The organism is Rhodopseudomonas sp. G2_2311 (assembly GCF_047501505.1).
Taxonomy (GTDB): domain Bacteria; phylum Pseudomonadota; class Alphaproteobacteria; order Rhizobiales; family Xanthobacteraceae; genus Rhodopseudomonas; species Rhodopseudomonas palustris_H.
Genome location: NZ_JAZDRK010000002.1, coordinates 507,945 through 526,567 on the forward strand (window position 1 = coordinate 507,945; position 18,623 = coordinate 526,567).

Genomic DNA, 18,623 nt, shown 5'->3' on the forward strand with positions numbered 1-18,623 from the left:
GAAAATAGGAGGCGTCCGCTCGGCTTGGCAAGGCCAATCCGAGGCGGAGAGGATTATGACGCAGCGGCTAATGGCTGCCGGAGCGGCTGTTCGGGCGGGCTGAAAATCGTCATCGGCACGGTGACGCCGCGCAGCGGGTAGTCGCCGAGCGGTTCTAGCGGTGCGTCGATATGGGTCGCGGCCGCCGCCGTCACCAGGATACTGCGCCCGGTACTCTTCTGCAGTGCCTCGACACGGCTGGCTTCGTTCACCGCCGGTCCGATCACGGTGAAGTCGAGCCGTTCGGCGGCGCCGATATTGCCGAAGAACACTTCGCCCTCGTGCAGCGCGATGCCGGCACGGAGCGGCCGCCAGCCTTCGCAATTCACCCCGGCCGGATCGACCAGGTTGAGCCGCCCCAGCCCCGCCTGCGCCTCCATCGCGGCCGTCAGGGCGGCGTTGCCGGCGACGCGCGAATCGTCACCGAGCGGAAACACCGCCAGCAGCCCGTCGCCGATGAACTTCAGGACGTCGCCGCCGTTGCGCAGCACCGCGTCGGCGAACACCTCGAAGTAAGCGTTTAGCAGTGCGATCATGTCGTTGCCGCACAGCCGGTCGGACAGGTCGGTGAAGCCGCGCAGGTCCGACATCCAGATGATGGCGCGGATCGGCTCGCCGGCGCCGCGCTTGATGTCGCCGCTCAGCACCTTGGCGCCGGCCACCGGGCCCAGATAGGCGCCGAGCGCATTGATGGCGATCCGGGTGGCGACGTGGCGGCCGACATGCAGGCCGAACAGCGTCAGCAGACGCTTGAGCTGCGCCAAATGCTCGTCGCTGAAGCCACCCGGCTGGGTGGTCGCCAGGGTGACGGCGTGGCGGAAGCGGTCGCCGCCCATAGGCAGCGCCAGGTACTCGGTGTAACCGCCGGCCGCGAGGTCGCGCATGATCGGGAATTCCGCCTGCGCGGCGGCATCCTGCGGATTGCGCCGGATCGCCTTGCCGCCCTGGAACAGGTTGTGCAGCGGATTGAGCCGGAACGCGTCGGTCTCGGCGGTCGATTGGTTCACCTGGACTTCGTCGCACAGCCCGTCGGAGGCGCGCCAGTTCCAGGCGAAGCCGAGCAGCTGCGGATGCAGCGTGCGGATGTGCAGCGTGGCGCGATGCACCGGCAACCCGACCGCGGTCATCCGCCACATCAGCGATTCGAACGTCAGCAGCATCTCCGGTTCTGCCGCGGCGTCGTGCAGCAGCCAGGTTTCCAGCTCGGCCAGCGTGATGCTGGCGGGCAGGCAGGCGGGGCCGCGCTGGCTGCGGCGGACGACGCTGACGCCGGCGGGATAGACGCGCATCGCGTCGGGTGGTGCGGTCGGATCGGTCACACAGGAACTTTCGTTAAGGGATTGCGGTGGCGGCGAGCCGCGACGGCCTGCCGCACGAAGCGATCTTGCCCCGGCTGGCGGAATTCCCCATCTCACGGATGCGTTATCCCGGCTCCCTCGAGGAGTGGAAGACGCAGGAGGAGGACCATGAGTTACTTCAAGACCGCTCTCTTGCTGGCCGGCCTGACCGCGCTGTTCATGGGGGTCGGCTATCTGATCGGCGGCGCCAACGGCGCGCTGATCGCGCTGCTCGTTGCCGCGGCGATGAACATCTTCACCTACTGGAATTCCGACCGGATGGTGCTGTCGATGTACGGTGCCCAGGAGGTCGACGAGCGCTCGGCGCCGGATCTCTACCGGATGGTGGCGGAACTGGCCGGACGCGCCTCGCTGCCGATGCCGCGGGTGTTCATCATGGACAACCCGCAGCCGAACGCGTTCGCTACCGGCCGCAATCCGGAGAACGCCGCCGTTGCCGTCACGACTGGCCTGATGCATCAGCTCAGCCGCGAGGAACTCGCCGGCGTGGTGGCGCACGAGCTGGCGCACATCAAGAACCACGACACGCTGCTGATGACCATCACGGCGACGATCGCCGGTGCGATCTCGATGGTGGCGCAATTCGGCATGTTCTTCGGCGGCAACCGCGAGAACAACAACGGCCCGGGCCTGATCGGCTCGCTGGCGTTGATGATCCTCGCGCCGCTCGGCGCCATGCTGGTGCAGATGGCGATCAGCCGGACCCGGGAATACGCCGCCGACGAGATGGGCGCGCGGATCTGCGGCCAGCCGATGTGGCTCGCCTCGGCGCTCGGTCGGATCGAAGCCGCGGCCCATCAGGTGCCGAACTACGATGCCGAACGCTCGCCGGCGACTGCGCATATGTTCATCATCAACCCGCTGTCGGGACAGGGCATGGACAATTTGTTCGCCACCCATCCGTCGACCGACAACCGGATTGCGGCGCTGCAGCGGCTCGCCGTCGAGATCGGCGGTTCGGCTCGCTCCGCTCCGGCGTTCGCGCGGAGCGGCGCGGCGCCCTGGAGCGGCACCCCGCGCGGCACCGGCCGCAGCCCTTGGGGTGGCCAGCCGCGTGGTCGCGGTCCGTGGGGTTAGTCCCTGCCAAGTGATGGATGCTTCGAAGGCCCCGGTTCGCCGGGGCCTTTTTGCTGATCGGTGACCTTCATCCGTCATTGCGAGGAGCTGAAGGCGACGAAGCAATCCATAAACTCCGTACGCGGGACTCCTGGATTGCTTCGCTGCGCTCGCAATGACGCGGGAGAGATTTTTGCTGAACGGCAGCTGTTTACCTGGCTGGTAATCGACCCGATGATGCCGGGCTGCGACCGTGGGACAGCTCAAGCCTTGCCGGGATCTGCCACCATGCACCAGACCGTTGCCGCAACCGATAACTCGCGCCGCTGGCAGGTGCTGGCGATCGTGGTCGCCGCGCAGTTCATGTTCGGGGTCGATGCCTTTATCGTCAACGTCGCGCTGCCGACGATCTCGACCGAACTCGGCGCCTCGTCGTCGCAGCTCGAGGCGGTGATCGCGATCTACCTGATCGGCTATGCGACGCTGATCGTCACCGGCGGCCGGCTCGGCGATATCTTTGGCACCAAGACGGTGTTCCTGCTCGGCGTCGCTGGCTTCACGTTCACTTCGCTGTGGTGTGGGCTGGCGCGCTCCGGTCCCGAACTGATCCTGGCGCGGCTGGCGCAGGGCACCACGGCAGCGTTCATGGTGCCGCAGGTGCTGGCGACGCTGCACGTGCTGTTTCCGGATGCCGCGCGCGCCAAGGCATTTGCGATTTACGGCACCGTGCTGGGGCTTGCCGGCGCCACCGGCTTTGCGCTCGGCGGCCTGTTGGTGACGCTCGATCTCGGCGGCTTCGGCTGGCGGTCGATCTTCTACGTCAATGGCCCGGTGGGGCTGATCATCATCGTGGCCGCCGCCCGGGTGATGCCGCAGACGCCGCGGCGGCCGGGCACGCGGCTCGATCTCGGCGGCGCCGTGATCCTGTTTGCCGGCCTTGTCTGCGTGATCGGGCCATTGCTGTTCGGCCGCGATGTCGGCTGGGCCGGCTGGGTCTGGGCCGTGATGGCCGGCGGCGGCGCGATGCTGCCGCTGTTCCTGCACTACGAGCGCCGCGTCGCCGCGCATGGCGGCATGCCGGTGGTCGACCTGACGCTGCTCGGCGACCGTGCCTTCGTCCGCGGCCTCGGCGCGGTGTTCTGCTTCTTCTTCGCCAACCAGTCATTCTATCTGGTGATGACGCTGTACATGCAGCTCGAGCTGAACGTGCCGCCGCTGCAGGCTGGCCTGGTATTCCTGCCGCTGGCGTTGGCCTTCGTGATTGCGTCGCGGCATTCCGGCGCGCGGGCCCGGCGCCGCGGCACGCTGGTGCTGATCGAAGGCTGCCTGCTGCAGGTCGCAGGTCTTGGCCTGATCGCCGCCACGGTGACGGTGATCGCGGCGCCGACGCCGTTCGTGTTGGCGCTGGCGTTGTTGGTCGCCGGCTATGGCCAGGGCCTGGTGATGGCGCCGCTGTCGGGCGTGGTACTGTCGAGCGTGCAGGCGACCAGCGCCGGCTCGGGCTCGGGCCTCTACGGCACCACGACGCAGATCGCCAGCGCCGCCGGCGTTGCGGCGCTCGGTTCGGTGTACTTCACGCTGGCGCAAAACGGCTCGGGCCGTGTCGCCTTGCTCGGCGCGCTGGCGCTGCTCGGGTTCGCGGTCGCCGGCTGCATCGGGCTGCTGCGCTGGATGCGCCGCGCCGTGGCGGTGGCGGCCTAAGCCGGCACGTTCTCGGCGAGGCAAGCTACTGCGGCATCAACGCCGCCGCGGCTGTGCGGGATGCCGAGCGCGGTCAACGCCATCTCGATCACGCCGAGCGTTCCGAGCACCATCGGGGCGTTGACGTGGCCCATGTGGGCGATGCGGAACGCTTTGTTCTGCAATTCGCCGATGCCGACGCCGAGCACCACGCCGCATTTATCCTTGCAGTAGTGGTGTAGCGCCGCGATGTCGTGCCCCTCGGCGGCCCGCACGGTGGTCACCGTGTCGGCGCGTTCGTCCGGGTGCTCGATGTTGAAGCCGAGCACGTTGCCTTCGGACCAGACGTCCACGGCCCGGCGCACCGCGCCGGCGAGCAGATGATGACGCCGGAAGGTGTTGTCGAGTCCTTCGGCAAACAGGATGTCGAGCGCCTTGCGCAGCGCGAACAACAGATGCACCGGGGCCGTGCCAGCATATTTCTGGTAGTGCTCGGGCCCGTCGCGCTCGGTCCAGTCCCAATATGGCGTGCGCAGGCCGGCGCGCTGGTGCGCGGCGCGGGCGCGGTCTCCGACCGCAACGAACGACAGGCCGGGCGGCGACATCAGCCCCTTCTGCGATGCCGACATCGTGACGTCGATGCCCCAGGCATCCATCTCGAACGGCATGCAGCCGAGCGACGCCACCGCATCGACCATGAACAGCGCCGGGTGACCGGCGGCCTTGATGGCGCGGCCGATTGCTTCGAGATCGTTACGGGCGCTGGAGGCGGTGTCGACCTGCACCACCACGATCGCTTTGATCGCGTGCTCAGTGTCGCGGCGCAGCCGCGCTTCGACCTCATCGGCGCGGACCGCACGGCGCCAGTCGCCTTGCAGCACCTCGACGTCGCAGCCCATCGCGCGGGCCGCGTTGCCCCAGCCGACCGCGAACCGTCCGCTTTCCAGCACCAGCACCTTGTCGCCACGCGACAGCACGTTGCTGATCACCGCCTCCCAGGCGCCGTGGCCGTTGGCGATGTAGATGTAGGACTTGCCCTTGGTGGCGAACAGCCGGCTGAGATCAGCGAGAAGCCCCTCGCTCAGCGCCACCATCTCCTTCGAGTAGATGTCGAGCGCCGGGCGATGCATCGCCTGCAGCACTTCGTCGGGCATGGTGGTAGGTCCGGGAATCGCCAAGAATTCCCGTCCGGCGCTGACGGCCATGATGCTTGTCCTGTGGTGAGAGATGCCGCGACCATGCCGGCTCGCCGCATCGATTTCAAGGCGCGCTGGCGCCGGGCTCGATTGCATTGGTGACGGTGCGGAAGATCTGATCTTTGATCTCGGTCGCGAGCGGGCTCGGCAGAATCTCGGCCGGGCTGCTGCGCTTCTTGCAGCCTTCGGTCAGCCGAAGGATCCAGACCTCTCCGTCGGTGTAGTACAGATCGCCTTCGCCGTTGCGGCCGGCGATGGTCGGGCCGACGCCGGTGATCTGATATTTTGCATCGACCATCGCTGCGGCTTCGAGATCGGCGGCGAATTGATCGCGCTCGGCGTCGATGTCGGGTGCGATGTGATGCGTCACCGCGCCGGTGTAATGGCTGACGCCGACTCCGCGGTCGAAGGTGGCGCTGCCGAGCCAGACCGGGCGGCCTTCCTGGCCGCTGTCGAGCACTTTCCACAGCCGTACATGATTGCGTCGGTCGGCGCTGCGTCCGTCGGGCTTTTCGAATGCCAGATCCTCACGGCGGTCGAGGTAGTACAGGCTCGACACCGGCGCGTCCGGATAGGGACGGTCGAGCAGCACGCTGCCGGCGATCGCGATCGACGAGCGCAGCGTGATCGGATCGGCCGGGTGCCAGTTCGCCGCGAGGATCGCGCAGACGACCTCGTGCTGATCGCCGATCAGCCCGACATTGATCGGGTCGCCGGGAATGCCCTGCGCGGTGCGGGTCACCATCGGCATGTCGGCGAGTTTGCTCTGGTGTTCGTAGTGGGTCCAGAACATCGGCAGCGCCAGATAGGCGAGGATCGCGTAGCAGCCGATCAGCACCAGCGAAAGCTGCCACGCCCGCCGCAGCCGGCGTTTGCGCGGCCGCTGCGGCCGCGAAGGATCATGTGTTGTGTGGTTCAAGGTCTGCCCCCGCAGCCCGGCCTATTGCGGCGACTAGCGCCGGGTCTCGCGGCAGCCGGCAGCCTCGGCTTCTTCCACCGAGCAGAACCAGCGGGTGCCCTTGCTGATCTTCATCCGGATCTGCGCATACCAGCGGCTGGTCGGCTTGTGATAGATGCACTCACCGGATTTGTTGACGTTGCCCTTGATGGTGCATTCCGGTGACGGCGCGACCGGACCGGACGCCGAGGCGAGCAGGATTCGCCGGGCATCCTTCGGCGGCTTGGTGGCGCCGAGGATCGGCGTCTTGTTGCTGCGAACGCGCCAGTCCCACGGCGCGATGAACGAGCCCTGCCACAGCCCGAGCTTGGCCTCGCGGGCGGCTTTTTCTTCGGCCTCGTAGGCGTGGGAGTACTGCACGTAAGCCAGCGCCCAGCCGTTCTTCACCATCCATTGTCCGAGATCTTCGCCGTCGACCTCGCATTTCGCGATCGAGCGGCCGCCTTTGTCGACGCGCAGGACGTGACAGGTCCAGCTCTTGCCGGCGGTATGCTGAGCCAGCGCGTCACGCGCGGCGATGCCGCAGGTCCAGCGGTCGCCCTTCGGGTTGAGACAGAGCTGATCCACCGCCGGTGCGTCGATGCCGGCAAGCCGGATGCGGTTCTTCCCGATCAGCGCATGGTCGCCGTCGCGGATCTTTGGCACGCCGCTGACGTCGGCCGCCTGGGCCGTCACCGGCAGCAGCAGGAGCAAAAGCGGCAACAGCCATGTGTTCAGCTTGAGCATGCATCGACCTTCCCGGCAGGCACCCGTCCGGCAAACAGGTTCGCCGATTGTGCTGAATCTTGGGCGGCCCGGCCAGAGCCTCGGCAGCACCTCGCTTCAACTTCGCGCGAAGATCATGCGTGGTGGGCCTGCTGCAGCAGCGCCTTGCGGGCGAGAGCCAGCCCCATCAGCACGAACGCCGAGGTCACTTCGGGGCCGCCGACCAGAATTCGGGTCGGCGTCTTCATCTTGTTCCACTCATAGGCCTTGAACGGCGCGCGGCCGCCGCCTTCGCCGAGATGGTTCAGAATGCAATGCAGCGCAGGCGCGAAGTGCTGACTATCGTCGCCGAGATGACCGAGCGCGATCAACGCCAGCGCGGCGTCGAAAACGTTCATCTCCTTGGCGATCAGTTCGTCCTGCACGTAAGCCAGCACGCGCAGCCGGATCGCCTCGAACACGCCGTCGGGATCGATCGCACGCTTGGCGGCTTCGTCGAGCGCCCGGAACGCGACGTAGCAGCGGCCGAAATACGCGCTGTACAGTTCTGGCAGGTAATACACGTGCGATTTCGGATCGGCGAACGCGCCGCTGGCCACCAGCCGGCGCTGGAAATCGACGATACGGCGCACCGTGTCCAGCCGCGCAGGCGTCTCGACGATCCGCCACCGCGCACAATTGCGGAAGCTGACTTCGAGCACGTCGAGATTGAGCGTCGGATCGAGGTCGTTACCGAACGGGCGCTCGCCGGCCAGGCTGTCGATCCAGGTGACGATGCCGCCGTCGTAGTCGATGGTGTCGTTGAGGGGCACCGTGACCATCGGGGCGTTGGCGCCGGTGCGGACCTGATAAGCACGATAAAGATCGATCAGTGGCTGATCGATGATCGGATCCGACGAGTTCGCCTGCGTCGCGGCGGAGATCGCACAGGCGGTGGTGTCGCAATCCGGCACGTACACGCCGAAACCGAGGTTCTGTTTGACCTTGGCGAACAACCGCGAAAATCGTGGATGCGGCGGCGGCGCCAGCGCGGTAATCACGTCGAACGGTTCGCCCTCGGCTGTGCGGACTCGCTCGCGGCTGGTCTTGAGGCAAAACTCGGTCATGTCGGCGATCATCCGCCGCGCCGCGCGGGTGTCGTCGGGCGTGCCGAGGCCGGAGTCGATGAAGCCGAGCAGTGCCTCGATGTAGAACGCATCGTAATAGGCCGAGCGATGCCGGATCTGCACCGGCGACCACATCGGCTCGGCGATCCCGCGCCAGCGCGGATTGATCACGCCTTCTGCCGGCGAGCGGGCGATGAATACCCGCGCCAGATTGAACAGCAGTGTCGAATTCTTGTAGCTGCGCGAATTCAGCCCGCTCAGCGCTGCGAGAAACGCGCGGCCGTCGAGATCAGGGTCGCCGATCAGGTTGAACGACGCATAGGCCGGCAGGAAGCCGTTGCGACTCCAGGATTGCAGCAAATGATCACCGCAGGCGCGGATCGCACTGTCGATGTCGGCGAGCCGCGGCGTTTGCGCGGGCGCCACCCAGCTCGGCGGACGCGGGTGCTCCAGCCGGATGGTGTCGATCAACTCGGCGATCGGCGCGCCGATCGCAGCCCAATCCGGCTCGGCATCGTCGCGGGCGCTGATCAGGGCGTCGCGAACGGCGCGAAACCGCACCGGGTCGTGCAGCTCCGGCAGACCGGCCTTGCGCAGCAGCGGCCGCAGCGCCGGGTTGGCGAGCGCGGTCTTGTAGAATTTGGAGATGTGCGGATCGCCGTGCTTGTGACCGAGGAACACCGGATCGCACAGGTCGTACAGCGTCGGCGCTTGTTTCCGGGCGGTCAGCGCGCGGTACGCCGCGCCGGCCATCTTCAGCACATCCATGATCGTCTTCCGCGCGCTCTGACACGTTCGAGCCAACGAGGAATCGCATGGACGGACCGGGAATACAAACCCGCGGCTGTCGCTCGGCTGGCTCTCGTCGGATGGCGCGAGGCGTAGGACAGATTGCGGCGCCTGCCCAAGATGATTTTTGTCGCAGCAAGATCAGCCAAGAATTCGCGGACCATCGTGAGGCTTTTGTCCCGTCTGAACGGATCAAATCTCGTTCGGACGTCGCTCGGCCAAGATCACCGGAACCGGAACACCATCGCCGTTGGCCGGTTCGACGCTCCATAGTCCTGCCCGCTTGCCTGAACGTCCTGAACTGTTTAAGGGATTGTTATTGTGCGACGCCGCAAATTGAGCGCAATTCATACGCAAAAGACCCGCTCATCCATGAACCTGAACGGCAGCGACGCGACGAATGCCTGCGCGCGCCGATAAGGACGATTTGACGATGGCAATCCGGCTGCATCGCTTTTCCCGGCGGACCCTCACGGCTGCTGCTGCCTTGGTGGGCGTGGTGTCGCTGGCGATCGGTGCGCATGCGGCGCTGTACAAGCGCCCGGTCGATACGGCGCGTGCCGCAGCCCCGACGACCGTCGACGCCAAGGCGACCTCGTCGCGGTTGGCCCTGGTCATCGGCAACGCCCATTACCCCGATGCCGCTTCGCCGCTGCTGCAGCCGATCAACGATGCCCGTTTGCTCAGCGCCTCGCTGCGCCATGAAGGCTACGACGTCGACATGATCGAGGACGCCAGCCGCGACGACATCCTGCGCGCGGTCGAGCGGCTCAAAGCTCGCGCCGGCAAGGACGCGACCGTGATGCTGTTCTTCGGCGGCTACGGCATTCAGTCCGGCCGCGACAACTACATGATTCCGGTTGACGCCAAGATCTGGACCGAGGCCGACGTGCGCCGCAGCGGCGTCAGCGTCGAGCAGGTGCTGGCGGAGATCAAGGCCGCCGGCGCTCACACCAATCTGGCGGTGCTCGACGCGTCGCGCCGCAATCCCTATGAGCGCCGCTTCCGCGCCTATTCGCACGGGCTGGCGCCGATCGAGACGCCAGCCAATGCGCTGGTGCTGTCGTCGGCGACGCCGGGGCAGGTGGCGGACGACAATGACGCTCCCAACAGCATGGTGGTCGGAGAGCTGATCGGTTCGCTGTCGTCGCCGGCAAGCGCGGAAGCCGCTTTCGCCAAGGCGAGGCAGGCGGTGATCAAGGCGACCAATGGCGCCCAGGTGCCGTCGATGACTTCGTCGTTGGTCGCAGACGTGCCGCTGGTGCCGGTCGCCGATGCGACGCCCAATACCGGCGGCTGAGCGTTCAGTCCGATATCTCTTATGTGAAAACGAAAAGGCCTGGCGCGGCGTCCGCGTCAGGCCTTCGTCGTTGAGAGTGTGTGGGCCGCTTAGTTGGACTGCAGCACGAAGCGGCGGTTGTCCTTCTGCACCGGGCGCGCATTCATCGGATACAGCTTGGCGAATGCTGCAACGTCTTCGGCCGCGACGGTGATCGGATCGGTCAGCACCATCCAGTCGACGACCTCCGAGCACGGCGGCGTCGTCAGCGAACCTTCATAGCGGTAGTAGCCGAGCTTGGCCGGCAGCAGCGCGTTCGGATTGATCCCAGCATCGGCCTTCACCGCCGGGCCTTCGCTCTGCGGCATGGTCGCGACGATCTTGGCGAACGCCGCATTGGTGGCGCCTTCCTGCATCAGCACGCCGACCACACCGAGCGTGCCGGAATCCATGCGGTGGACGAAATGGACTTCCATCGGGAACGACTTGCCGTCGATCTGATGCTCGCTGGGACGGTGGAAGTGGAATTGCACCAGCTTGAAAGTCGCGCCGCCGAGCTTGAGCGTCGAGCCTTCGGCCACGTTGAGCTGGATGGTATGGCCGTTGTTGATGATGGTATCGGCCGTATCGGCCCACTGCACCTGCAGCGGAAACAGATTGGCGCTGACGGTCGAGCGGATGTCGACCGGCGATTGCTGCACCCCGATCGAGCAGATCTGGTTGGCGGGATCGAGCTCGCCCCATTTGGCCGGGCCGCCTTCACCCTCATAGCCCCAATGGTGGGCGCCTTCGGCGGCAGCGCCGGCGGTGGCGCAAAGCGGACATAGAGCGAGGCCAGCAAAGGCCTTCAGGATATTGCGACGGTCCATCGACGTCTCCCGGGTTGATGCGCGGGAACTAGCATTGCCCGACGCCGGAGCAAAGGGAAGTGGGACGAACGAACGACGCTTTCTGATTACTGACTGGCCCAGACGATTCGGCCGATCCATTCGATCTCTGACGGTGCCAGAGTCCGGTCGGGATGGCTGGGATTGAGAGAAGCCAGTTCGACCACCTTGGCGGTGCGCCGCTTCAACTCCTTCACCATCACTTCACCTTTGGTGGTTTTGACCACCACGCGGTCGCCGCGATGCACGGTGGCGCTCGGCGATACCACCACGATGTCGCCGCTGCGATACGCGGGCTTCATCGAATCGCCGGAGATTTCCAGCGCGTAAGCGTGCTCGTCGGTGATCGACGGCAGCCCGACTTCGTCCCAGCCCTTGCCGACCGGAAAGCCGCCATCGTCGAAATAACCGCCGGAGCCGGCCTGAGCGAGGCCGAGCAGCGGGACCGACTGCACCACCCGCGGCCGATCGTGAATCAGTTGCACGAAGGTATCGATCGCGGTGTTGGTGGCCTGCAGCGCTTTGGCGACTGATTCGGTCGAAGGCCAGCGCTCGCGGCCGTCATTGGTAATGCGCTTCGATTTGTTGAATGTCGTTGGATCGAGGCCGGATTTCTTCGCGAGTCCCGAGGGGGAGAGGCCGGCGCGTTCGGCCAGCCGGTCGAGCGCAGTCCAGATCTGATCATGCGTCAGCATTTGCATCGGAAGGCACCCCGGACGCGCCGTCGGATCCGGCGCGAGAAACGGACTTACGACTAGGAATTATTGCCTTAATTGAAGGCGTTATGCAATCCCGTCCGGCGACAAAACCGCAAGCTCTTGCGAAGCCTCAGGACGGCCGATACGGTCGCCCGCACAGGTCCGGGATCGTCCGGGGCGACCGAGGGTGTGCGGATCCGCTATGCCGGATTCGGCTTTGCCCTTCCGACGTGCGCAACTTATTGTTTGAGCGGATGTTTCGGTTGCCCGGGGAGTTGCGGGCCCGATTGCCGCCCGACCCAACAACCAGCCGCAACGACGGGAATTCGCGCCCTTGCGCACGATTTACAAGATCTGTGACGCGGCGGCCTGGCGCGGCGCCGAACAGGCCGGCCGCTACGGCGGCAGCGCCGACGACGCCCGCGACGGCTTCATCCATTTCTCGACCGCGCCGCAGCTCGCCGGGACACTGGCCAAGCACTATGCCGGCCAGACCGGCCTGAAGCTGATCGCGGTCGATGCCGAGGCGCTCGGCGACCGGTTGCGCTGGGAGCCGTCGCGCGGCGGCGAGCTGTTTCCGCATCTCTATGGCGAGCTTGCACTCTCGGCGGTGACCGGCGTGCAGGATCTGGTGACGCGCCCCGACGGCAGCCACGTCGTGCCGGAGCTTGCGTCGTGATTCGCGCGTTCGATGCCGTTTCGCTGCCGCTGCTGCGCTGGCTCGATCCGGAGGATGCGCACCGGCTGGCGATCCAGGGCCTGAAGCTGTGGCCGCCGGTCAAGCCGCGCCCCGATGATTCCAAGCTCGCGGTGCGTGCGTTCGGGCTCAACTTTTCCAATCCGGTCGGCATCGCCGCCGGCTTCGACAAGAACGCCGAAGCGCCCGACGCCCTGCTCCGGCTCGGCTTCGGCTTCGTCGAGGTCGGCACGGTGACGCCGAAGCCGCAGGCCGGCAATCCGCGGCCGCGGCTGTTCCGGCTCGAGCGCGACGAAGCGGTGATCAACCGCATGGGCTTCAACAACGAGGGCGCCGAGGTGGTGCTGCGCCGGCTGGCGGCGCGCGCGCAGTATGGCGGCATCGTCGGCGTCAATGTCGGGGCCAACAAGGATAGCGACGATCGGGTGGCGGACTACGTCAAGCTGATCGAGACCTTCGCGCCGCTGGCGAGCTACTTCACCGTCAACGTCTCGTCGCCGAATACGCCCGGCCTGCGCAATCTGCAGCAGGCGGCAGCGCTCGACGATCTGCTGGCGCGGGTGATCGATGCGCGCGAGCGGGTGCGGGCGGCGGCCGGCGACACGCCGGTGCTCCTGAAGATCGCGCCCGATCTGTCGCTCGGCGAACTCGACGACGTCGTGCATATCGCCCGGTCACGCCGGGTCGACGGCATGATCGTCGCCAACACCACCCTGTCGCGCTCGCCGACGCTGCGCGAGCGGACCAAGATGAACGAGCAGGGCGGGCTGTCGGGCCGGCCGTTGTTCCGGCTGTCGACCCGGATGGTGGCGGAGACCTATGTACGCGCCGAGGGTGCGTTCCCGCTGATCGGCGTCGGCGGCATCGACTCTGGCGGCGCGGCGCTGACCAAGATCCGCGCTGGCGCCACGCTGGTCCAGTTGTATTCGGCGCTGGTCTATAAGGGCCTCGGCCTGGTCGAGAGCATCAAGGCCGACCTCGCCTCGACGCTGCTCCGCACCGGCCGCGATTCGCTGGCCGAAATCGTCGGCGCCGACGCCCCGATGATTACTGCGGAAGAGTGGCCGGTTTGAGCGGCGGAAGTTCTGCTACTCACACACTGTCATTCCGGGGCGCTCGCGCAGCGAGCGAACCCGGAATCCCGCAGTTACTTGGGCAGATGAGATTTCGGGTTCGCGCTGCGCGCGCCCCGGAATGACTAGGACCTTACTACAGCGGCACGATCAGACCGTCGCTCGCCGCCATGTGCGAGACGGTGTCGAGCTTGTGCAGCACCTCGTCGCCCATATGGGTGAGGATCACGCGCTTCGGATTGATTTCCGGCAGATGCGTTTCCAGGGCCTTCAGGCTGATGTGGTTCTTCACCGTGCGCTCGTAGGTGTAGGCCTCGCAGATGAAAAGGTCGGCGTCGTGCGCGGCAGCGACCAGCTGATCGGTCCATTGCGTATCGCCGCTGTAAGCGAGGATGCGGCCCTCCGCCTCGATCCGATAGGCGAAGAACGGCCCGCCGGAATCGCCGTGCACCACCGGAAACGGCGTCACCGTCACGGCGCCGAACTGCCGCGTCACCGCGGGCTCCAGCGCCAGCACCTGCAGATCGAAATTCGGCTTGGTGGCCGAGGAGTACTCGAACATCGCTTCCATCAGCCGCGTCAGCCGGATGTCGATGCCGAGCGGGCCGGCGATCACCAGCGGGCGTTTGCGCTTCATGAATTGCGCGTCGAGCATCATGAACGGCAGACCGCCGAAATGATCGGCGTGGAAATGCGTGATCAGGATCAGGTCGAGGTCTTCGCGCAGGATGCCGTAGCGCTTCAGCGCTGGCAGCGAAGTCGCGCCGCAGTCGATCAGGAAATTGACGCTCTGCCCCGAGACGTGAAAGCACGTATTGAGCCGGCCACCGGAGCCGATCGCGTCGCCACAGCCGACAAATCGTACCTGCATTTCGGGTTCCGTCGCACTGGCTCAGATGCCGTCGCCCTGATCTAGGCCGTCTGTGCCTGGAACGTAACCCGTACCATCGCCGGATGCCGCGACCGTTGCGCGCAGGGACGAGGCTGTTCGCCCCGGCGCGCCGATCGGTGCCGCTAGACCAGTTCGACCTTGCCGCTGGCGAGATCGTAAACGCCGCCGACCACCCGCAGCTTCTTGCTGCTCACCATGTCGGCGAGGATGGGCTTCGACTCCTGCAACTGCCGGACGTTGGCGCGGACATTGGCGATCACCGCCTGGTGCCGCAGATCCTCTTCCTTCTTTTGCAGGACAGGTTCGATGCCGGGCTTCATTGCGCGCACCAGATCGCCGATGTGGCCGGGCAGGTCGTTGCCTTTCTGCAGCGCTGCGACGGTCGCGTTGACGGCGCCGCAATTGCTGTGGCCGAGCACCATGATCACCTTGGTGCCGAGCACGGCGGCGCCGTATTCGAGACTGGCAAGACCGTCGGGCGTGACGAAATTGCCGGCGACGCGCACCACGAACAGACTGCCCGGGCCTTGGTCGAAGGCGAGCTCCGGCGCGACACGAGAGTCGGCGCAGCCGAGGATCGCGGCGAACGGCGCCTGACTTTCGGCTCGTGCGGCGCGGCCCGCGGAGAAATCGCGCTCGCGCATCTGGCCGGCGATGTAGCGCTCATTGCCCTGCATCAGCTTGTCGAGCGCAGCGTCGGGCGTGTCGCCCGGCGCGTTCGCCTGCGCCTGCGCTTGCGCGGCTAGCGGCAGCGAGGCCGCCGCGAGCAAGCCGAGGCCGCCGGCCATCAGAGTTCGTCGCGATACATTGCTGCAGCACGTCTCACACATATCCGTCTCTCCCTGCATCGTTCTGTTGTGTTGGAAAGATGGTATTTGCGGAGGGCGAATGTACGAAGTGTCGATTTCCCGCACGTGATACGGGCATCAATGTCGGGTTAATTCGGCCCGAGCGATTTGATGAAAACTCAGTGCGCCGCGAACGAGGTCCGCACCATCGCCGGATAGCGGAGCGCCTGCAGGCCGCCGCGCCAAACGTAGTGCGACAACAGCGCGATCCATAGTCCGGTGTTGCCGAGTGGGCGGAGCGCGAACCACGATGCCAGGAACAGAACCAGCGACAGCAGCATCAGGTTGCGCATTTCGCGCGCCCAGGTGGCGCCGATGAATACGCCGTCATAGGCGAACGCGAACACGCCGAGCATCGGCGCCAGCGTTACCAGCCAGAGATAATCGCGCGCGGTGCGGCGAAGCTCGTCGTTCGAGGTGATGAAGTCGATCAGCATCGGCCCGGCAAACGCATAGATCGCGCTGACGATGAGCGCGAAGCCGAAGCCCCACAGGATCACCAGCCTGGTCGCTTTGACGAAGCCGGCGCGGTCGCGTGCCCCGAGGGTGCGGCCGCACAGTTGTTCGGCGGCGTTGGCGAGACCGTCCAGAAAGAACGCGCTGATCATCAGGAAATTGTTGAGAACCGCATTGGTGGCGAGCACCACGTCGCCGCCGCGCGCGCCCTGCGCGGTGAAGAACAGGAACACGGCGATCAGCGCCGCAGTGCGGATCATGATGTCGCGATTGACCGCGAACATCCGCCGCAACCGGTGCGGATCGAACAGCATCGCCCGCGACACGTTGAACAGCCCGCGGCCGCGCCAGGCTGCGATCGCGAGCCCGATCACCAGCCCCGAGCCCTCGGCGATCACCGCGGCAATCGCGGCGCCGGCAATGCCGAAGTCGAACCACAGCACCAGCAGCACGGTGGCGACGATGTTGATCAGGTTGATGGCGATCTGCACCGCGAGGGCCAGTGTGGCGCGCGCCTGACCGACCAGCCAGCCGAGCACCGCGAAGTTCGCCAGCACCAGCGGCGACGACCAGATCCTGATCGAGAAGTAGGTCTTGGCTGCGGCGCTCACCGCCTCGCTGCCGCCCATCGCGCCGATCAGCACCGCGGCGAGCGGACCCTGCAGGGCGATCAGCAACAGGCCAATGCCAGCCGCGACGATCAGGCCGCGCAGCAGATGCGCCGGGACTTCACGGCTCTGCTCGGCGCCGAGCGCCTGCGCGGTGAAGGCCAGCGTACTCATCCGCAGAAAGCCGAACAGCCAGAACAGGCAGTCGAACAGCACCGAGGCCATCGACACGCCGCCGAGCAGCGTCGCCTCGCCGAGCCGCCCGATCGCCGTGGTGGCGACGACGCCAAGAAGTGGCGTGGTCAGGTTGGCGACCATCGCCGGCCCGGCAATGGCAAACACCTGCCGGGTGGTTACGGGCGACTGGACGGGTTCCACGGCGGACGCGGGCGGCCGTCAGCGTCCGCGCGGCGTGCTGAACAAGCGGGTGAGCAGCCAGATCGGGATCACGATCACGGCGCCGAGCAGGAAGTAGCGCCACAGGCCGTTGATCGCATCGAAGCCGAGATCCCAGATCCGCTCAAACAGCAGCCGGATGCTGGTGATGATATTCCACGGATCGAGGCCGATCGCCGCCAGCACGACGCCGACCAGGATCGACATCAGGATCAGACGAAACGCCACCGCCATCGGCGAGCCGCCGAGGAAGCGGGTCATCCTGTCGTCATTGGCCGGCAGATCCCGGATATCGTCTCGCATCGTTATGGTCCTCGCGCGTCGCTGGCGCATCATATTCGGTGCTGGGCAGATGGGGAACCGGCGCTTTGCCGTCAATGGCCGCGGGCGGCGGCCGCCGGCGGATTTACGGTCTCCGCCTTCAACATCCGCTCCAGCGTTTCCAGCCGGTCGGCATCCTTCGGCGGCTTGTCCCAGCGCAGCCGATTGATGCGTGGAAACCGCATCGCCACGCCGGATTTATGGCGCGGTGAACGCTGCAGGCCTTCGAAGGCCACTTCCAGCACCAGTCCCTTGTCGGGCTCGTGCACGACATGCCGGACGGGGCCGAATTTCTCGGTGGTGTTGCGGCGGACGAAGCGGTCGATCTGCAGCAGCTCTTCGTCGGTGAAGCCGAAATACGCCTTGCCGACCGGCACGAGCTGATCGCCGCCATCGCCCTCGGTCCAGACCCCGAAGGTGTAGTCGGAATAATACGACGAGCGCTTGCCGTGGCCGCGCTGCGCATACATCAGCACGGCATCGATGATGTGCGGGTCGTGTTTCCACTTCCACCACTGGCCCTTCGGGCGGCCGGGCAGATACAGCGCATCGCGCCGCTTCAGCATCACGCCTTCGACCGCATCGGCATCGAGCCCTGCGCCGGCGCTGGCCGGATCGCGGCGGGCGGCGCGCAAACCTTCCCAGTCGTCAAACGTGATGATCGGCGACAGGTCGACCTTGGGATCGTCAAGTCTGGCGATAAAGGTCTCCAGCCGCGCGCGGCGTTCCGCGAACGGCTGCGTCCGCAGGTCATCGTCGCCGTCGCCGAGCAGATCGTAGGCGCGCAGGTGGATCGGATAGTCCTTCATCAGCTTCGGCGTCACCGATTTACGGTTCAGCCGCTGCTGCAAAACATTGAACGACTGCACGCGTTTGTCCCGCAGCACCAGCAGCTCGCCGTCGATCGCACCCGGTAGGCGCAGCGACGGCAACAGATCGGGAAAGCTCATGGTGATGTCTTCGCCGCTGCGCGAATACAGCCGTACGACCGTGTCGCCGTGCTCGTTCTGGTCGCTGACCGCCTGGACACGGATGCCGTCCCATTTCCATTCGGCGATGTAGTCGGCCGGATTCATCGCCGCAAAGTCGGTGTCCTCGACCGCATGCGCCAGCATCACCGGGCGGAACGGCGCCGGATCGCGGTTGACCGGCTGCGGGCCGCGACCTTCGAGCCAGGCGAACAGCTCGCGATACGGCGGCTCGAGGCCGGGCCACACCAGTTCGACGTCGTGCGGATCCTTGTCGCCGAGCGCCGCAGCCGCGGTCTTGGCCAGCCGGGCCGACACACCGATGCGCAACGCGCCGGTGACCAGCTTGAGCAGCGCCCAGCGCCCAGTCTCGTCGAGCTCGTCGAGCCACCGCGCGAGCTGCGCCGGCAGCTCGGCTTTGCCGAGGCTGTGGAGCGTGGTGACGATCTCGGTGAGCGTGGGGGAAGGTGGGTTGTTGTGGCCGGGGCTTACTTCGGCGCTTAGTTGGGAAGCGATGGTCTCGCCGCTTGCGGGACGAGCTCCCTCTCCCGCCTGCGGGAGAGGGGTGGGGTGAGGGCGCCCCAAGGATGGCGTCCCGTCGTCGACCCCCACC

Annotated in this window: 17 protein-coding genes; 5 read left to right on the top strand and 12 right to left on the bottom strand. The window is 66.3% G+C overall.

Features of this window, described 5'->3' with window-relative positions:
* Nucleotides 1–53 precede the first annotated feature (53 nt).
* Nucleotides 54–1,358 carry an adenylate/guanylate cyclase domain-containing protein gene (locus VRZ08_RS05265; protein WP_414531817.1) on the bottom strand — a complete coding sequence of 435 codons (1,305 nt, stop codon included), beginning with the start codon at nucleotides 1,356–1,358 and terminating at the stop codon, nucleotides 54–56.
* A gap of 147 nt (nucleotides 1,359–1,505) precedes the next feature.
* Between VRZ08_RS05265 and htpX the strand changes: the two genes are divergently transcribed.
* Together htpX and VRZ08_RS05275 are read left to right on the top strand one after the other, a co-directional pair.
* Nucleotides 1,506–2,474 carry a zinc metalloprotease HtpX gene (htpX, locus tag VRZ08_RS05270; RefSeq protein WP_264054297.1) on the top strand — a complete coding sequence of 323 codons (969 nt, stop codon included), beginning with the start codon at nucleotides 1,506–1,508 and terminating at the stop codon, nucleotides 2,472–2,474.
* A gap of 267 nt (nucleotides 2,475–2,741) precedes the next feature.
* Nucleotides 2,742–4,154 carry an MFS transporter gene (locus tag VRZ08_RS05275; protein WP_414531818.1) on the top strand — a complete coding sequence of 471 codons (1,413 nt, stop codon included), beginning with the start codon at nucleotides 2,742–2,744 and terminating at the stop codon, nucleotides 4,152–4,154.
* Here VRZ08_RS05275 and VRZ08_RS05280 read toward each other — a convergent pair.
* The 4 genes from VRZ08_RS05280 to VRZ08_RS05295 form a co-directional block, all read right to left on the bottom strand.
* Nucleotides 4,151–5,338 carry a pyridoxal-phosphate-dependent aminotransferase family protein gene (locus VRZ08_RS05280; protein ID WP_414531819.1) on the bottom strand — a complete coding sequence of 396 codons (1,188 nt, stop codon included), beginning with the start codon at nucleotides 5,336–5,338 and terminating at the stop codon, nucleotides 4,151–4,153. The genes VRZ08_RS05275 and VRZ08_RS05280 overlap by 4 nt on opposite strands.
* 55 nt (nucleotides 5,339–5,393) lie before the next feature.
* Nucleotides 5,394–6,248 carry an LssY C-terminal domain-containing protein gene (locus VRZ08_RS05285; RefSeq protein WP_107354253.1) on the bottom strand — a complete coding sequence of 285 codons (855 nt, stop codon included), beginning with the start codon at nucleotides 6,246–6,248 and terminating at the stop codon, nucleotides 5,394–5,396.
* A gap of 33 nt (nucleotides 6,249–6,281) precedes the next feature.
* A complete protein-coding gene (locus VRZ08_RS05290) occupies nucleotides 6,282–7,013 on the bottom strand; it encodes a thermonuclease family protein (RefSeq protein WP_414531820.1) in 732 nt (243 codons plus the stop codon).
* A 113-nt stretch (nucleotides 7,014–7,126) separates the two neighbouring features.
* The gene (locus tag VRZ08_RS05295) at nucleotides 7,127–8,866 is read right to left on the bottom strand and encodes a hypothetical protein (protein ID WP_414531821.1); all 1,740 of its coding nucleotides are present in this window, start codon (nucleotides 8,864–8,866) and stop codon (nucleotides 7,127–7,129) included.
* A gap of 454 nt (nucleotides 8,867–9,320) precedes the next feature.
* Between VRZ08_RS05295 and VRZ08_RS05300 the strand changes: the two genes are divergently transcribed.
* The gene (locus VRZ08_RS05300) at nucleotides 9,321–10,187 is read left to right on the top strand and encodes a caspase family protein (protein WP_414531838.1); all 867 of its coding nucleotides are present in this window, start codon (nucleotides 9,321–9,323) and stop codon (nucleotides 10,185–10,187) included.
* Nucleotides 10,188–10,276: 89 nt separating this feature from the next.
* On the opposite strand, the gene VRZ08_RS05305 is transcribed toward VRZ08_RS05300, so the two are convergent.
* A complete protein-coding gene (locus VRZ08_RS05305; protein WP_414531822.1) occupies nucleotides 10,277–11,035 on the bottom strand; it encodes a carbonic anhydrase in 759 nt (252 codons plus the stop codon).
* Nucleotides 11,036–11,121: 86 nt separating this feature from the next.
* Nucleotides 11,122–11,748, bottom strand: a complete 627-nt coding sequence (locus tag VRZ08_RS05310; RefSeq protein WP_041809462.1) for a helix-turn-helix transcriptional regulator — start codon at nucleotides 11,746–11,748, stop codon at nucleotides 11,122–11,124.
* Nucleotides 11,749–12,085: 337 nt separating this feature from the next.
* Between VRZ08_RS05310 and VRZ08_RS05315 the strand changes: the two genes are divergently transcribed.
* Together VRZ08_RS05315 and VRZ08_RS05320 are read left to right on the top strand one after the other, a co-directional pair.
* Entirely contained in the window at nucleotides 12,086–12,430 is a 345-nt protein-coding gene (locus VRZ08_RS05315) for a DUF952 domain-containing protein (RefSeq protein ID WP_263990593.1), read from the top strand.
* Nucleotides 12,427–13,521 carry a quinone-dependent dihydroorotate dehydrogenase gene (locus tag VRZ08_RS05320; protein WP_107354258.1) on the top strand — a complete coding sequence of 365 codons (1,095 nt, stop codon included), beginning with the start codon at nucleotides 12,427–12,429 and terminating at the stop codon, nucleotides 13,519–13,521. The genes VRZ08_RS05315 and VRZ08_RS05320 overlap by 4 nt, the downstream gene beginning before the upstream one ends.
* A 136-nt stretch (nucleotides 13,522–13,657) precedes the next feature.
* Here the strand turns inward: VRZ08_RS05320 and VRZ08_RS05325 are convergent, their stop codons facing one another.
* The 5 genes from VRZ08_RS05325 to VRZ08_RS05345 form a co-directional block, all read right to left on the bottom strand.
* Nucleotides 13,658–14,392: an MBL fold metallo-hydrolase gene (locus VRZ08_RS05325; protein ID WP_107354259.1), complete on the bottom strand. Its 735-nt coding sequence runs from the start codon at nucleotides 14,390–14,392 to the stop codon at nucleotides 13,658–13,660.
* 143 nt (nucleotides 14,393–14,535) lie between these two features.
* Nucleotides 14,536–15,243: a carbonic anhydrase gene (locus VRZ08_RS05330; RefSeq protein WP_107354260.1), complete on the bottom strand. Its 708-nt coding sequence runs from the start codon at nucleotides 15,241–15,243 to the stop codon at nucleotides 14,536–14,538.
* A gap of 137 nt (nucleotides 15,244–15,380) precedes the next feature.
* Nucleotides 15,381–16,643, bottom strand: a complete 1,263-nt coding sequence (locus VRZ08_RS05335; RefSeq protein WP_414531839.1) for an MATE family efflux transporter — start codon at nucleotides 16,641–16,643, stop codon at nucleotides 15,381–15,383.
* Nucleotides 16,644–16,721: 78 nt separating this feature from the next.
* On the bottom strand, nucleotides 16,722–17,024 hold the full coding sequence (locus VRZ08_RS05340) for a DUF6460 domain-containing protein (RefSeq protein WP_107346421.1): 303 nt from the start codon (nucleotides 17,022–17,024) through the stop codon (nucleotides 16,722–16,724).
* A 71-nt stretch (nucleotides 17,025–17,095) separates the two neighbouring features.
* A partial coding sequence (locus VRZ08_RS05345) for an ATP-dependent DNA ligase (protein WP_414531823.1) occupies nucleotides 17,096–18,623 on the bottom strand: 1,528 nt, incomplete at its 5' end.